Raw genomic sequence first — 13,113 nt, 5'->3', positions numbered from 1 at the left:
TTTAATGCTTAAAAAACTCAAAAACCCATGACTTATACCAAAAGAGTCCTAATCACTGATGCCGCAAAAGAAACCATTGATACCTTAAGAAAGCGATTCGGCGGGGAGCTGATGTTTCACCAAAGCGGAGGTTGCTGTGACGGTTCTTCACCGATGTGTTTCGAAAAAGGAGATTTCAAAGTCGGGTCTCAGGATATTTGGCTGGGAGAAGTCTATGGTTGTGATTTTTTCATGTCCGCAGATCAGTTTGAATATTGGAAACACACCCAGCTGACTTTGGATATTACCCCCGGAAGAGGAAGCAGTTTTTCGATCGAAATCCCAATGGGTATCCGTTTTATGATCCGATCCAGAATGTTTACTATGGAAGAAATTGAAAATCTCGAACCTACTAAAACCGGCGAGGAAGTTTTGAACCCATAAGAGCTTAAGGTTAATTAGTTTTTATCGACTAGCTGAATATCTAAACTCCAATATTTCTTATCTAATTATCCGCTTCTTTGCCAGTAAAGAAATTAAACCACCAAAAATCAGCTTGAAAGTTCACTTTGAGCAAACTTCGGTCTTCGGACATCGGTCTTCCAACCCGATTATCAAAGAATATTTGGCTACTTGCAGAATTACGGATATTCATAATTTCTTATATTCATAGCTCAAGCAATTTTTACTTTACCCAAAATCTATGAGCGAACTAGAAATTCATGGCCAAAACCGGAAACTGGGAAAGCTGCAGGAGTACATGCGGGAGTTTGTTTACGGAGGTATTGATGGAGCCGTAACCACTTTTGCAGTTGTCGCTGGTGGGTTTGGGGCCGATTTGGATACTGGAATTATTTTGATTTTGGGCTTTGCTAATCTTCTGGCAGATGGATTTTCAATGTCAGTTGGCGCCTACCTTTCAGCCAAAACAGATCAGGAAAACTTCAAAAAGCATGAAAAAATAGAATATTGGGAAGTGGAAAATATTCCTGAAAAAGAGAAGGAAGAAATCCGGGAAATCTACGCTGCCAAAGGATTCAAAGGAGATTTGCTCGATCAGGTCGTGCATCAGATTTGCTCCAACAAAGACCTTTGGGTGGCCGAAATGATGAAGGACGAATTGGAAATGATGGAAGAAAACAAGAGTCCATTCAAAATCGGATTAGCTACACTTGTGTCTTTTGTTTTGGTGGGCTTCATCCCTCTTTTTGTTTATTTAATTGATTTTTTTAGCCCAATCAATCAACATATATTTCTATATACCAGTATTTTGACTGGATTTGCATTTCTTCTAGTTGGATGGATGAAAAGCTGGACAAATCAAACCTCCACATTCAGAAGTATTGTAGAAACTGTCGGTCTCGGTCTACTGGCCGCGTTGGTCGCTTACTATGTTGGGGATTTATTAGAAGGATTTTTTATCAATTGATCTATGACGACAATCAACGACGTCCTAATCCGGATGGATCAAATCGTTTCCGAATGCCATCAAACCCAAAGCCGCATGGGTTACTTTGCTATTCTCTACCGGCAAGTCACCCGTAGAATCCGAGACGGGATCTTGGCAGGGGAATTTCTGGATAATCCGCGAATGGAATTGCTGGACGTGCTTTTTGCCCAGCGCTTCATCCTAGCTTATGATCTTTGGAAATCGGGACAAACTCCGACTCAAAGTTGGAAAATAGCCTTTGAAGCAAGTGAAAATCCCAAGTACTTGGTTTTGCAACACCTTTTTTTGGGAATCAATGCGCATATTAATTTGGATTTAGGAATTGCTGCTTCAGAAACCATGAACGGAAAAAATCTATTGGACATCAAAGCCGATTTTGATAAAATCAATGAAATTCTCGCCGAACTGATCGATGGTGTCAAAGCTAATATCAGCCTGATTTCTCCGATTTTTGGCTGGTTAATTCCATTGGCTAAGGGCAAAGATGAAATGCTGCTCAACTTTTCCATTCAGCTAGCACGGGACGGTGCTTGGAAATATGCAGGTGAATACCATACAGACCCTGACAAGGAATTTCAAATTCAAGGCCGGGACAAAAACATCTCAGCATTGGCTAACAAACTCATCAATCCCGGAAAACTCTTGGGTTTTTTGATCAAAATCGTAGCATTCGCAGAATGGAAATCCGTCAGCAAAACAATGGAACAGTTGGATCAAATGGCTATGAAATAAGCATCCAAAAGTTCAAAGTCGTTAGATGGTTGCCGGTTCAAAACACCACTTCATCCAAAAACTTCCTACATCCAAATACGGGAATCTCAGAAAAATAAAAGCCTTCCGAGTCCTCGGTGATGATGGCTTGACAATCATGCAGCAAAGCGGAATAATACTCCAAACCATCCTCGAAATCAACTACACTAGGATCAGAAACTGCTCGAGAAACCACTACTGAATCGACCGAAGCAATATGAAGCTTGGAAGAAAGAATTTCCATTTTCCGTTTGGCAAGACCCGCTCCACTTTTTTTCTCTGCAAAATAGAAGGCGATTGCCAAGCAAATGGGGGTCGTAAAAAGTTGATAGCTTAGGTTATCAGCCAAACTTACGATTCGCGCCGAATGCGGAAAAAGCGGATATTCCTTATTTAATACAGAAACCAAAACATTCGCATCGAGAAAAACCTTCATTTTTTGCTACCAAAAAACTCATCTTTCATTGCTTTTCGACTCGATGGCGAGCGCTTATATTCTACCTCACCCTCAGACACCATATTTACCCAATCAGCAATCGGTAGCTCCTCCAACGATTGGTAATTTTTGGAAGTCATTTGAGCATAAAGAAACTCCGTCAGCCTAGAAAGGCTGATGTTATTTTGATCGGCAAAATCCTTGGCTCTGTTGATGATGTCTTTATTAAAAGACAAAGTGATTTTAGTATCCATGGCACTCTCAATTAATTTATACCGTAAAGAAAAAAATATTTATACGTAATTCAAAGCAACTCTCTCATTTTCTTCGCTTTTTCAATCCCAATTTGCCAATTCCCGATCAGTTTCAGCTCGATTTTTCCGATTGGTTTTCTCCTTTTTCAAATCAGTAGCATAAAAAAGTGTTTCCTGAAAATAACCTACACGAGCCTCGGATTCTCCTTTGGCAATCGTCCATTTCTCACCTTTAAAAAGCTTGACGCGATCTTCGTGCAATTCCAAAAGTTCATCATAGGGTCCGCGCGGCGAAATCAATTTGACGAAAATCGGCGCTGTCTCGATCGCTATAAAAAGTAACATGATAAAGACGTTGGCCATCGCCATTGCGGAACTTTCGGTGGTCAAAATCGACAGTGCATCCATTCGGGCTGCCAGTCCATCAAAGCCTTCGATTCCGGGTTGCTGCTTTTCAAATTCAGCTTGACGCAGAGCCATAAATTCACGAATCTGGGTTTCAATGGTGTCAATTCGAATTTGATTTCTAATTCTCAATTGCTCCAGTGCCAGCTGTGCAGCATCCAGCTGCTCTTCCTTCTTCTTGGCATTGGTACCTAGTCCGACAATCCCACTGGTTCCACTTGTTTTCTCTCCAAAGCGCTCTGCATCATATCCCTGTTGAACCTGATCCCGAAAGTTCTCCGCATCAGAAACTTCTGACTTTAGGGTATCAATTTTAGCTTCCAAAGCTTGTATTTCAGGGAATCCTCTAGCCAAGTTAGCCTTGGATTCTGCGATAAATTCCGTCCTTTTCTCGTCCAGTTTTCGATTAATCTCCCGCTCAAACATTTTCAATTCCAGCGGCTTAGAAATCACTAATGCCAACAGTACGGCCAAGACCAACCTCGGAATCGCCAGCTTCCACTCAGCCCATGCATTTTCTTTTTTACGCATACTCGATACGATAAATCGATCCAGATTAAAGATCATCAAGCCCCAAAGCAACCCAAAACCGATGGATGGGATCAAGCTTTGGAACACCGTAAACAAGGCATAACCAGCAGCTAAGGCTGCCAATACGCCGGTAAAAAATACCGTAGCTCCGATCCCGACATATTTATTCGATTCGGTTGGAGTCCGCTTGAGAATGGAAAAATTAGCACCGCTGCAAAACCAGAAAAATTGGGTTAAATTGTTCATAGGTAAGATTTTATGTTTGGTCTGAATTTTAAACGCTAAAATCTCACCAAAAACATCCTATCAGATTGACCTAGGGACAATTGCCCCAATACAGGGATAGAATGGCATTTCTGGAGGATCAAAAACAATTTGGACAAAAAGGAAGAATGTCCATCCTGTACGAATATGAGCAGGGGATGATCGGTTTTGCACATGCCTGATTTTAGATTATGTTTGATCTATGAAAAAATTCATCGGCTTATTCAGCTACCTAATCCTTCTTTCGCTGCAGATTGGATTTTGCCAAACCAATACCTTTGATCAGGAAGTTAGAAAACTCACAGAGAAAATTGACAGCTTAGTTTGGGCTCCAGGCTCCACTATTTTCACGGGGAGTTCTACAATCCGAATGTGGAGTGATTTGGCTGAAACTTTTCCTAACCATGAACTTCTCAACACTGGATTTGGAGGATCCCAGGCAAAGGACCTTCAGCGCCATTTGTTTCCTTTGGTCTTGAAATATGAGCCAGCCCGAGTTTTTATTTATGAAGGAGACAATGACATCTGGGCAGATGTCCCAACCGAGGAAATCATGGAAACTTTTGAGGATATAATTAGCCGGATTCATCTAGCCAACCCTCAGACAGAAATTTATTTGATCGGTGCTAAACCCAGTCCAAGTCGCTGGGAAAAGGAATCCCAATACCGGAATTTGAATCAACAACTCCTACAACTTTCAAAAAGAAAAGAAAAAGTGAATTTTGTGGATACTTGGGCTGCTTTGACAGATACCAACGGACAGCCCAGACCCGAGCTTTACCTCAATGATCAGCTGCATTTAAATGCCGAAGGATATCAAATATGGGAATCGATTTTTAAGCCTTACTTTGATTGATCAAGGTCCAAAAACCCGTAGCGAAACGGCCAGCACAATTTGCTGTGAACGGAAGCTTTGATCCTGACCAAAAACCCGGTCAAATTTAAATTTTTGATCATTGAATTCCCGCTCATAGCGTAAGTCCACTCCCACAGGCCCCAAGGAAACGCCCATTCCAAACTGATAGCCCATCCGTAGGCGGCGGTTGAAATCCTCCGAATTGTCAGGAATAAAATTATCCTCAAGTGTATAATGAAAAGATGGTCCGCCAAACACATTGACGATTCTGAATAAGCGAATCCCAGCTAAAATCGGTGCATCAATCCGCTTGGCTTCGGCCTCTTGCAAGCCCGTATTGAATCGGGTTTCGGTATACACCAACTCTGGTCTCAGGTAGATGTCATAGGAATTCATCGTGTAAAAAATACCCGCGTGGTACCCCACCACACCTAAAGGATCCTTCCATACGGATTCGGCATCCTTGAAGTATTTCCCAGAAGTATTATAATTCATCCCCCCTTTTACACCTAGGCCGGATCCTTGCTGTCCGAAAACAGCGAATGCCTGAAAGATAAACAAAACGACAACTCCAGAAACTATCAGTGATTTCTTCATTTTGGTCATATTTTGGTAGCTAAACCACCGAAATTCATTTTTCAAGAGCAGGGTCAATCCCATATTTATGGATATTTCGTAAATCTTAAGAACTGACTCCAAACACAAGGCGAACTTTGGTGTTTCCTTTCCAGTTTCAAATACAAGACCAAACTCTAGAAACTAATATTTAATTAATTAATTCATGCTATATCACCTTAAAATAAATCCTATGATACTATCGCTTTTTCTGGCTGTTTTGATGGCCTGCACCTCGCCAGAGCAATCCAATGAACAGGCAAGCACAGAGGGGGATAAAACAGAACAATTCTCCGGAAAAACGGAAAAAGCCACTTTTGCCGGTGGATGTTTTTGGTGCGTGGAAGCTCCATTTGAAGATCTCGACGGAGTGGTCTCCGTGATGTCAGGCTATGCCGGTGGCAAAGAAAAAAATCCGACTTACGGTGAAGTCAGTGGAGGAAAAACCTCGCATCGCGAATCCGTTCAAATCATCTTTGATCCCGAAGTCATCAGCTATTCGGAATTGGTGGATATTTTCTGGCAAACCTATGACCCAACTGACGTCGGAGGTTCCTTTTATGATCGGGGAAGTCAATACGAATCCGCCATTTTTTACCACGATGCCGAGCAAAAGAAAGTAGCCGAAGAGTCTAAAAAGCGATTGGATGATTCAGGAAAATTTGACAAGCCTGTGGCCACTCCAATCATCAAGTTCACCAACTTCTATGAGGCAGAAGATTATCATCAGGATTATTACAAAAAAAATCCAACTGAATACTATGCCTATCGGAATGGCAGTGGCAGAGATGCCTTTATCAAAGAACATTGGCCTGAGCTCAGCGCTGAAAAGTATCCGGCCAAATCGAAAGCTGAACTCAAAGAAACGCTGACTACTCTTCAGTATGAAGTTACCATGGAAGACGAGACCGAATATGCCTTCCAAAATGAATACAACGGCAATAAAGAAGATGGAATCTATGTGTGCATCGTTTCTGGAGCACCATTATTTAGCTCTAGGGACAAATACGAATCAGGCTCAGGCTGGCCTAGCTTTACCAAACCGATCGATGCTCGCATCATCGATAAACCAATAGACAAAAGCATGGGAATGAGCCGGGTCGAAGTCCGTAGCAAGCTGGGCAATAGCCATGTGGGACATGTGTTCTACGACGGTCCTGAGCCTACCCAACTTCGCTATTGCATGAATTCGGCAGCGATGAAATTTATCCCTAAAGGCGAGATGGAAGCTGAAGGATACGGTGATTTTATTTGGTTAGTGGATTGATTATCTAACTGGGCTGTCTTCGGTAGACAGCCCAGTTATTATTGTTTTTCAAAAAAAATTCAGCCTATACTCTTTTAATAAATTTGTACTGAAATAGGCAAAATCTCACCCTTTTTATCTTAAAATTTCAATAAGGAAGAATTCTACTTAGCTCAGGTAACTTAGATTACCTATTGACGGCTTGACGAATTGTTCCCATTACTTTTGCAAAATCTCAAAACAAATTCCAGAAAATCCCCTTTGAATTTGCTTTTTCTAAGAAAAATAAAACATATCTAAGGTTTTTTGTTCTTTTCATCCATAAAAATGAATATTTTACAACAGTTTTATCACCACACTCTGCCCTATGAAATTTGATATCCTCTTAGTTGATGATGATCTCGACACCCTGTTTTTGCATGAAATCCTCATCAAAAAATCAGGATTGAATCCTAGTCCCAAAAAATTTGATAGCGGCAAAAAAATAATTGATTTTCTAAAAAGCACTCCCCCAAATACTGAGAAATACCTGATCTTTCTGGATATTTATATGACCGACATCAACGGTTGGGACGTCCTCAATTTCATAGAAACGCTAAAACTCTACTCCAATCTCAAAGTAATGCTATTGAGTTCTTCAGTCAATTTTGAGGATAAGCGAAAAGCGATGGACTACCCGTCTGTAATCGAATACATCGAAAAACCGCTCATGCTTCATTATCTGGAGCGCTTGAAAGAGCAGGCAATCTTTTAAATCAATTTTCTAAATGTTAAATTAATTCTGGGGCCAAGTTCTTTTTTGGTTTTGGGGATTTGGTGCTCCCAAAAGTGTTGACTTTCTCCAGCCATAATCAAGAGGCTTCCGTGATTTAAAGGAATGTCAATTTTGTTTGATTTTGACTCATAATGGCGAATCTGAAAATTCCGCGTAGCACCTAAACTTACTGAGGCAATGCAGGGATTTTTACCCAAACTTGACTCATTGTCCCGATGCCAACCCATACTATCCTTACCATCTCGATAATAGTTGAGCAAAACATGGGTAAAATCTACCGAGGTATGAGCTTTTAATCGCTGTCTAATTTCAGCCAAAGGTTCAATCCAATCCAAGGCTTTCATTTCAATACCTGAATAGGAATAAGTCACGCCAGGATCTCCAAACAGCGCTGTCAGACGTGGCTGCATTACTTTTTTCCCAAACATCCAAATGGGTTCTTGCTTCCAAGGTACCTGATCTTCTAGGAGTTTAAAAAAAAGATCCGCCACCTCCTGCGCCAAAAATCCATCATAAAAACCCACTTCTCCCTGATAGGGAAGCAAATTTCTATATTTAAGTAGAAATAAATCTTGTTGCATCAAAATCAAAACTAGGCCAGAAGCATGAAAGTTTATTTTTTCAGACGAGCTATTCAATTATTCAAAAGGCTCCTTATCTTTAATTGACAAACTACTCACTATGAAAAAAGCAGCATACATTATCGGCCTAGTTCTCATCGTCGTGCTAGCCGGATTATTTTGGTACAAATTTTATTTTGTTTTTGGTGAAGGAGTAAAAGCCGGATCTTTAAATTACTTTGTCAAAAAAGGAATACTTTTCAAAACTTACGAAGGGCGAGTAGTCCAGGAGGGTTTTCAGAGTCCCACTGCCGGTGCCTTGCAGAGTAATGAGTTTAGATTCAGTGTCGCTGACGAGGAAGTAGCCGTCAAACTAGAGCGTGCATCAGGTAAATTTGTCGAACTTCGATACAAAGAATATCATGGCAAGCTCCCTTGGCGGGGGGCCAGTAACTTTGTAGTCACCGAAGTGCTCATGGTCGAAGAAAACGGAAAAACCTCGGGTGTCCCCTACGATTAATTAATCTATTTTCTGGTCCAGTAGTCGATCACGGTCACATCTTTCAAATGTGGGCCTAGAATCTCACCAAATCGCTGATGAGCAGGATGGGGCAAATAAGCATCTCGATCTTCCTCGGAATGAAAAGTAAGCGTAAAGGCATGAGTCAAGCCTTTATTTATGCCCTCGGGACTGGAGTTCACACCCCATTCAAATCCCTTGATCCCTTCGATTTCATCCTGTAAATTCCTAAAGGCATCGATCACCCCTTGAACGTCCTCCTGGGATGATTCCTCCTTGAATGAAAAATATACCACATGTCTTAATACAGAATCGGGTGAGGTCATGACAATTTCTTTGGTAACTTCTTTTTGAATTTCTTCCTTTTTCTCTTCAGCAGTACCGCAGGCCAAGATCAGTAAAAAAGGCAGATTGAGTAGAATCTTCTTCATGGTAATGGGATTAATTCTTCGATAATTACAAAAATTAGCCCAATAATCATGAATATTTTTTGTGCTTGGTTTTCTTTCATTCATTTTTAGTAAATTCAACGAATATTTAATAGAAAAACTAACTAATAATAATGAGAGGAAATTTACAAATCATCCTAAAAATCTTGTTCGCATCATGGATTTTGGGAGCATTTTCCTGTGATTCGGAGCAGAAATCAACGGAAAGTGTCGAAGATTCTACCTATCAATTGGTCAAAATCGACTCTTTTGAAGTTGAAAATTTTACACAAGTATTAATTAGAGATTATTCGTCTGAAGAAAAACGTTACTTGGGCTACTCCATGGTAGAAGATGAAATCCTAGAAATCAGCGAATCCGGAGAGATTCTGAAGCGGGTCAAAAAGAAAGGAGAAGGTCCCGGGCTCTACGGAAACTGGAATCCGATCGGCTTAGGTTTCGGGCCAGATGGTTTACGGGTAGCAGAACTCCCTTTTGAAATTTATACCTATGATTCTGCTTATGAGGTGGTGTATCAGCAGCGAATTCAATCTCCACTGCCGATTCGGACTTTTGGCCCGATGGGAAAACCTCCCTATTTCGAACACGAAGACAGCACTTTTTTTTTGGTTGGCCCGACCAACTACCTGTCTGCCCACTATTTGATTCGGGACGAAGAGGGTAGAGATACACTGCAAAACTTCTACAAGATCAATATCCAAAACGGAGATATGAAATCAGTGATTCCTTACCAGGAAAATTCAATCTATTTCGAATCCGAAAATATTTATCAAGAATTGATGACCAAGTCATTTTTGATCGATGAGGAAAGCGATGAGCTCCTCCTTCTACATTCCCTCGAAGATGAAATTGAAATTTACGAGTTACCTAATCTGAATTTAAAACGGACTATCCCCATCAATCACCGAGAACTACTCAGATACGCCCCTCTCCCGATCGAAACTCCCGGCAATGATGAACGCGTGAATAAACTGAGATTTATGGCCGGTCGAAATCTTGACTTGATTAAAATTGACGCAAATTTCTATCTGTTGAAGTATTTTACCGGAGTATCGGAGGCAGAATATCAAACTCGAAATGAAAATGATGCACTTTACTCACCCCTATCCGACCCAGATGAACAGGGGATTTTATTGATCAAAAATCAAAAACAATTACCTTTCGAACTCCCTTCTATTCAGGGAAAAATATTGTTCGGCCTAGATGATGGAAAATTCTTGGTTCAAGAAGCCTTAAATCCAGAGGTAGAAGAAGAAGTAACCCGATTTGGCATTTATCAGATTCAAGAAAATTAATTATGAACGTTGCATTTTTCAGTACCAAGTCCTATGACAAAGCCAGCTTTGATCCACTACTCTCGAATTTTGGTCATGAATTCACCTATTTTGAGGCAAAACTAGATAGATATTCCGCTATACTGGCAAAAGGTCATGAAGCTGTATGTGCTTTCGTCAATGATCACCTGGATAAAGTCACCCTCAAGAAACTTAAAGAAGAAGGTGTCAAACTCATTGCTCTCCGCTGTGCCGGCTACAACCAAGTTGATCTCCAAGAGGCAGACAGGCTAGGCATCACCGTCGTCAGAGTGCCTGCCTATAGTCCAGAGGCAGTAGCCGAACACGCGATGGCTTTGATCCTGACCTTAAGCCGAAAAACCCACAAAGCTTACAATCGAGTTCGTGAAAATAATTTTTCAATCGAAGGGTTAACCGGAATGAACCTACATGGGAAAACAATCGGGGTCATCGGCACAGGAGCTATTGGGGCGGCATTCTGTAAAATTGCTTTGGGTTTTGGTTGCAAAGTTTTAGCTTTTGATCCATTTGAAAATCAAAAATTAAAAGAACTGGGAGTTGCCTATTTATCAGTCGATGATCTGCTAAAAAAAGCCGAGATCATTTCCATGCACTGTCCACTTACCCCAGATACCAAACACATGATCAATAAAGACTCTCTCCAACTCATAAAGGACGGCTGCATGCTGATCAATACCTCTCGAGGAGCGTTGATCGAAACCAAATCAGTCATTCGGGCCTTGAAAATCGGGAAAATCGGATACTTGGGCATTGATGTCTATGAGCAGGAAGAAAATCTCTTTTTTCAGAATCGATCCGAAGAAATCCTCCAAGATGAGCAGATTGCCCGCTTGATGACTTTTCCCAATGTCTTGATCACTGGTCATCAGGCTTTTTTGACCCACGAGGCGCTCTATCAAATCGCCAAGACTACCTTAGAAAACCTGAACGATTTCGAACAGAGTCACCCATTAAAAAATGAAGTAAACTGAGTACTGATATTTAGGTCACAAAAAATCCCCGAAACCTGTGAAGGAATCGGGGATTTCATTTTTTAAAAAGCGTTTGGAATTATCCTACTACTTTCACGTTTACGGCATTTACGCCTTTTTTACCTTGAACTACGTCAAATGTAACTTTGTCATTTTCACGGATCTCGTGAACCAAGCCTGAGTGGTGTACGAATACATCTTCACTTTGATCAGCTGGTGTAATAAAACCAAAACCTTTGGTTGTGTTAAAGAATTTTACTGTTCCTTCATTCATGATTACTAATTTTTACTTTGTTGTTTGTTATTTGAATATTGATTTCTAGAAATCGGTTGTTTTTTTGGTGGCTCCGGTTCCGGAGGAGTTTCGGAAATGTTTCCAAACTCATCGACATAGGCCAACATGTCTTCCAGGTCCCCGCTTTTAGGCTGTTCTTTGCGGGCTAGTTTCTTTTCTAATTTTTCTTTTTGTTTTCTTTTTTTAAGTTCTGCTTTTTGTTTTTTGATGAATGTGTTTTGATTTTTCGACATTGTAGCTTTTTAATTGACAAATGTGATGGCTCTGCCGGTCTTGCCAGCTCGACCCGTACGGCCGATTCTGTGGATATAGCTATCCATAGACATGGGAAGCTGATAATTGATCACATGGGTCACATCAGCCACGTCTATACCTCTAGCTGCCACATCAGTGGCTACTAGTACTCGTGTTACCCCTTTCTTGAATTCCTCAATCGTTCTGTTTCGGAAATTCTGGGATTTATTTCCATGAATCAACCCGGAGTGAATTCCTGATTGGTTCAGTTTTTTACTTAATCGGTCAGCCAGTCTTTTGGTCTCTGTGAATATAATCACTTTTTCCAAATCGGGATTTTGGAATAATCCTTCCAAAACCAAAAACTTATCTTCGGTTGATTTTAATCTGATGATCTCCTGATCGACATTTTCGCTGGTAGTCACGCCATTGTTGACTTTGACCTCCACCGGATTATTCAATAGGGAATCAATCATGGCTTTTTGAGTAGGCTCTAAAGTCGCACTGAAAAGCATGGTTTGAGTTCTTTTGGTCATGGACCGTACGATCTTCTTGACATCGTTGATAAACCCCATATCGAGCATCCGGTCAAACTCATCCAATACCAGTGTATCGAACTTATTCAAATGCAGAAGCTTGCGATCGGTCAGATCCAGAAGTCTTCCCGGAGTCCCTACGACTACGTGAAGTTTCCTGCTCAGCGTTTTAAAGTCTGAATTGATGTTCGTTCCCCCGATAAAAGTCGCCGAGAACAATCCCATCCCTTTGGTGAGACTTTTAAATTCTTCTTCGATCTGAAGTGCCAACTCCCTGGTAGGAGTCACAATCAATGCAGTTCGAGGCTCTGAAGAAGATTTGATTTTTTCGATAATGGGAATCAAGAATGCCGCGGTTTTACCCGATCCGGTATTAGAAATCCCCAATAAATCTCTTCCCTGTAGCAGTGGCAAAACCGCCTGCTCCTGGATGTTAGTCAATGTTTCGTAGCCTTTTGCTTCGAGATTTTGAAGCAACTGACGGCTCAAAGGCAAATCTGAAAATGGGCGCTCGGATCTAAATCCTTCCTGTCCACTCGGTTGAGCCTTTTTGATCAGCAGATTGGCATCCAGTTTGGAAACTTTAGCTGCTTTTGGTACCGCTCTACCTCCTCGGTTTACCTGAGGTTTGGCTTGAGCTTTTGGTTTATTTCTTTGATTAAAATACATGA

At 41.1% G+C, this 13,113-nt stretch carries 18 protein-coding genes; 9 read left to right on the top strand and 9 right to left on the bottom strand.

What is annotated here, in order from left to right; translation table 11 throughout:
- Positions 1 to 27: 27 nt before the first annotated feature.
- From BM043_RS01090 to BM043_RS01080, 3 genes are all read left to right on the top strand, one after another.
- Positions 28 to 423, top strand: coding sequence for a DUF779 domain-containing protein (locus BM043_RS01090; protein WP_092788394.1), 396 nt, complete (start codon positions 28 to 30; stop codon positions 421 to 423).
- Positions 424 to 682: 259 nt separating this feature from the next.
- Entirely contained in the window at positions 683 to 1,408 is a 726-nt protein-coding gene (locus BM043_RS01085) for a VIT1/CCC1 transporter family protein (RefSeq protein WP_092788393.1), read from the top strand.
- A gap of 3 nt (positions 1,409 to 1,411) precedes the next feature.
- Positions 1,412 to 2,161: a DUF5995 family protein gene (locus BM043_RS01080; protein WP_092788392.1), complete on the top strand. Its 750-nt coding sequence runs from the start codon at positions 1,412 to 1,414 to the stop codon at positions 2,159 to 2,161.
- 37 nt (positions 2,162 to 2,198) lie between these two features.
- On the opposite strand, the gene BM043_RS01075 is transcribed toward BM043_RS01080, so the two are convergent.
- The 3 genes from BM043_RS01075 to BM043_RS01065 all read right to left on the bottom strand — a co-directional run bounded on the left by BM043_RS01075 (position 2,199) and on the right by BM043_RS01065 (position 4,051).
- Positions 2,199 to 2,615 (bottom strand): type II toxin-antitoxin system VapC family toxin, encoded by a 417-nt coding sequence (locus tag BM043_RS01075; protein WP_092788391.1) that lies wholly within the window; start codon positions 2,613 to 2,615, stop codon positions 2,199 to 2,201.
- Positions 2,612 to 2,869 (bottom strand): DUF6364 family protein, encoded by a 258-nt coding sequence (locus BM043_RS01070; protein WP_092788390.1) that lies wholly within the window; start codon positions 2,867 to 2,869, stop codon positions 2,612 to 2,614. Before BM043_RS01070 ends, BM043_RS01075 begins: the two co-directional genes overlap by 4 nt.
- A gap of 81 nt (positions 2,870 to 2,950) precedes the next feature.
- Entirely contained in the window at positions 2,951 to 4,051 is a 1,101-nt protein-coding gene (locus BM043_RS01065; protein WP_092788389.1) for a DUF4407 domain-containing protein, read from the bottom strand.
- 220 nt (positions 4,052 to 4,271) lie between these two features.
- On the opposite strand from BM043_RS01065, the gene BM043_RS01060 reads away from it, so the two are divergent.
- On the top strand, positions 4,272 to 4,925 hold the full coding sequence (locus tag BM043_RS01060) for a GDSL-type esterase/lipase family protein (RefSeq protein ID WP_092788388.1): 654 nt from the start codon (positions 4,272 to 4,274) through the stop codon (positions 4,923 to 4,925).
- On the opposite strand, the gene BM043_RS01055 is transcribed toward BM043_RS01060, so the two are convergent.
- Positions 4,926 to 5,522 (bottom strand): porin family protein, encoded by a 597-nt coding sequence (locus BM043_RS01055; RefSeq protein WP_177188399.1) that lies wholly within the window; start codon positions 5,520 to 5,522, stop codon positions 4,926 to 4,928.
- A gap of 211 nt (positions 5,523 to 5,733) precedes the next feature.
- Here BM043_RS01055 and msrA point away from each other — a divergent pair, with 211 nt between their 5' ends.
- Together msrA and BM043_RS01045 are read left to right on the top strand one after the other, a co-directional pair.
- The gene (msrA, locus tag BM043_RS01050) at positions 5,734 to 6,807 is read left to right on the top strand and encodes a peptide-methionine (S)-S-oxide reductase MsrA (protein ID WP_177188398.1); all 1,074 of its coding nucleotides are present in this window, start codon (positions 5,734 to 5,736) and stop codon (positions 6,805 to 6,807) included.
- Between the two features lie 346 nt (positions 6,808 to 7,153).
- Complete coding sequence (locus BM043_RS01045) at positions 7,154 to 7,540, top strand: response regulator (RefSeq protein ID WP_092788385.1); 387 nt, start codon at positions 7,154 to 7,156, stop codon at positions 7,538 to 7,540.
- Here BM043_RS01045 and BM043_RS01040 read toward each other — a convergent pair.
- Positions 7,537 to 8,142 carry an alpha-ketoglutarate-dependent dioxygenase AlkB family protein gene (locus BM043_RS01040; RefSeq protein ID WP_092788384.1) on the bottom strand — a complete coding sequence of 202 codons (606 nt, stop codon included), beginning with the start codon at positions 8,140 to 8,142 and terminating at the stop codon, positions 7,537 to 7,539. The two genes, BM043_RS01045 and BM043_RS01040, sit on opposite strands and share 4 nt — an antisense overlap.
- A gap of 100 nt (positions 8,143 to 8,242) precedes the next feature.
- On the opposite strand from BM043_RS01040, the gene BM043_RS01035 reads away from it, so the two are divergent.
- Positions 8,243 to 8,641 (top strand): hypothetical protein, encoded by a 399-nt coding sequence (locus BM043_RS01035; protein WP_092788383.1) that lies wholly within the window; start codon positions 8,243 to 8,245, stop codon positions 8,639 to 8,641.
- Positions 8,642 to 8,646: 5 nt separating this feature from the next.
- On the opposite strand, the gene BM043_RS01030 is transcribed toward BM043_RS01035, so the two are convergent.
- Positions 8,647 to 9,072: a Dabb family protein gene (locus BM043_RS01030; RefSeq protein WP_092788717.1), complete on the bottom strand. Its 426-nt coding sequence runs from the start codon at positions 9,070 to 9,072 to the stop codon at positions 8,647 to 8,649.
- Positions 9,073 to 9,203: 131 nt separating this feature from the next.
- On the opposite strand from BM043_RS01030, the gene BM043_RS01025 reads away from it, so the two are divergent.
- Both BM043_RS01025 and BM043_RS01020 read left to right on the top strand, forming a co-directional pair.
- Complete coding sequence (locus BM043_RS01025; protein WP_092788382.1) at positions 9,204 to 10,385, top strand: hypothetical protein; 1,182 nt, start codon at positions 9,204 to 9,206, stop codon at positions 10,383 to 10,385.
- A gap of 2 nt (positions 10,386 to 10,387) precedes the next feature.
- Complete coding sequence (locus BM043_RS01020) at positions 10,388 to 11,377, top strand: 2-hydroxyacid dehydrogenase (RefSeq protein WP_092788381.1); 990 nt, start codon at positions 10,388 to 10,390, stop codon at positions 11,375 to 11,377.
- A 79-nt stretch (positions 11,378 to 11,456) separates the two neighbouring features.
- On the opposite strand, the gene BM043_RS01015 is transcribed toward BM043_RS01020, so the two are convergent.
- The 3 genes from BM043_RS01015 to BM043_RS01005 are packed head-to-tail and all read right to left on the bottom strand — an operon-like array spanning position 11,457 to position 13,111.
- Complete coding sequence (locus BM043_RS01015) at positions 11,457 to 11,651, bottom strand: cold-shock protein (protein WP_087937637.1); 195 nt, start codon at positions 11,649 to 11,651, stop codon at positions 11,457 to 11,459.
- A gap of 5 nt (positions 11,652 to 11,656) precedes the next feature.
- On the bottom strand, positions 11,657 to 11,905 hold the full coding sequence (locus tag BM043_RS01010; protein WP_087937636.1) for a cold-shock protein: 249 nt from the start codon (positions 11,903 to 11,905) through the stop codon (positions 11,657 to 11,659).
- A gap of 9 nt (positions 11,906 to 11,914) precedes the next feature.
- Complete coding sequence (locus tag BM043_RS01005) at positions 11,915 to 13,111, bottom strand: DEAD/DEAH box helicase (RefSeq protein ID WP_092788380.1); 1,197 nt, start codon at positions 13,109 to 13,111, stop codon at positions 11,915 to 11,917.
- Positions 13,112 to 13,113: the final 2 nt, after the last annotated feature.

Origin of the sequence: Algoriphagus hitonicola, assembly GCF_900113375.1 — a bacterium.
Taxonomy (GTDB): Bacteria; Bacteroidota; Bacteroidia; order Cytophagales; family Cyclobacteriaceae; genus Algoriphagus; species Algoriphagus hitonicola.
Note: the sequence above shows the minus strand (reverse complement) of the source record. Positions and strands in the feature narration are given on the sequence as shown.

What these genes read in the sequence shown, in the direction of transcription:
- BM043_RS01080 (WP_092788392.1), top strand. Translation starts at nt 1,412, where the DNA reads ATGACGACAATCAACGACGTCCTAATCCGGATGGATCAAATCGTTTCC.
- BM043_RS01065 (WP_092788389.1), bottom strand. Translation starts at nt 4,051, where the DNA reads ATGAACAATTTAACCCAATTTTTCTGGTTTTGCAGCGGTGCTAATTTT.
- BM043_RS01035 (WP_092788383.1), top strand. Translation starts at nt 8,243, where the DNA reads ATGAAAAAAGCAGCATACATTATCGGCCTAGTTCTCATCGTCGTGCTA.
- msrA (WP_177188398.1), top strand. Translation starts at nt 5,734, where the DNA reads ATGATACTATCGCTTTTTCTGGCTGTTTTGATGGCCTGCACCTCGCCA.
- BM043_RS01045 (WP_092788385.1), top strand. Translation starts at nt 7,154, where the DNA reads ATGAAATTTGATATCCTCTTAGTTGATGATGATCTCGACACCCTGTTT.
- BM043_RS01010 (WP_087937636.1), bottom strand. Translation starts at nt 11,905, where the DNA reads ATGTCGAAAAATCAAAACACATTCATCAAAAAACAAAAAGCAGAACTT.
- BM043_RS01025 (WP_092788382.1), top strand. Translation starts at nt 9,204, where the DNA reads ATGAGAGGAAATTTACAAATCATCCTAAAAATCTTGTTCGCATCATGG.
- BM043_RS01090 (WP_092788394.1), top strand. Translation starts at nt 28, where the DNA reads ATGACTTATACCAAAAGAGTCCTAATCACTGATGCCGCAAAAGAAACC.
- BM043_RS01055 (WP_177188399.1), bottom strand. Translation starts at nt 5,522, where the DNA reads ATGAAGAAATCACTGATAGTTTCTGGAGTTGTCGTTTTGTTTATCTTT.
- BM043_RS01005 (WP_092788380.1), bottom strand. Translation starts at nt 13,111, where the DNA reads ATGTATTTTAATCAAAGAAATAAACCAAAAGCTCAAGCCAAACCTCAG.
- BM043_RS01020 (WP_092788381.1), top strand. Translation starts at nt 10,388, where the DNA reads ATGAACGTTGCATTTTTCAGTACCAAGTCCTATGACAAAGCCAGCTTT.
- BM043_RS01030 (WP_092788717.1), bottom strand. Translation starts at nt 9,072, where the DNA reads ATGAAGAAGATTCTACTCAATCTGCCTTTTTTACTGATCTTGGCCTGC.
- BM043_RS01015 (WP_087937637.1), bottom strand. Translation starts at nt 11,651, where the DNA reads ATGAATGAAGGAACAGTAAAATTCTTTAACACAACCAAAGGTTTTGGT.
- BM043_RS01085 (WP_092788393.1), top strand. Translation starts at nt 683, where the DNA reads ATGAGCGAACTAGAAATTCATGGCCAAAACCGGAAACTGGGAAAGCTG.
- BM043_RS01070 (WP_092788390.1), bottom strand. Translation starts at nt 2,869, where the DNA reads ATGGATACTAAAATCACTTTGTCTTTTAATAAAGACATCATCAACAGA.
- BM043_RS01040 (WP_092788384.1), bottom strand. Translation starts at nt 8,142, where the DNA reads ATGCAACAAGATTTATTTCTACTTAAATATAGAAATTTGCTTCCCTAT.
- BM043_RS01075 (WP_092788391.1), bottom strand. Translation starts at nt 2,615, where the DNA reads ATGAAGGTTTTTCTCGATGCGAATGTTTTGGTTTCTGTATTAAATAAG.
- BM043_RS01060 (WP_092788388.1), top strand. Translation starts at nt 4,272, where the DNA reads ATGAAAAAATTCATCGGCTTATTCAGCTACCTAATCCTTCTTTCGCTG.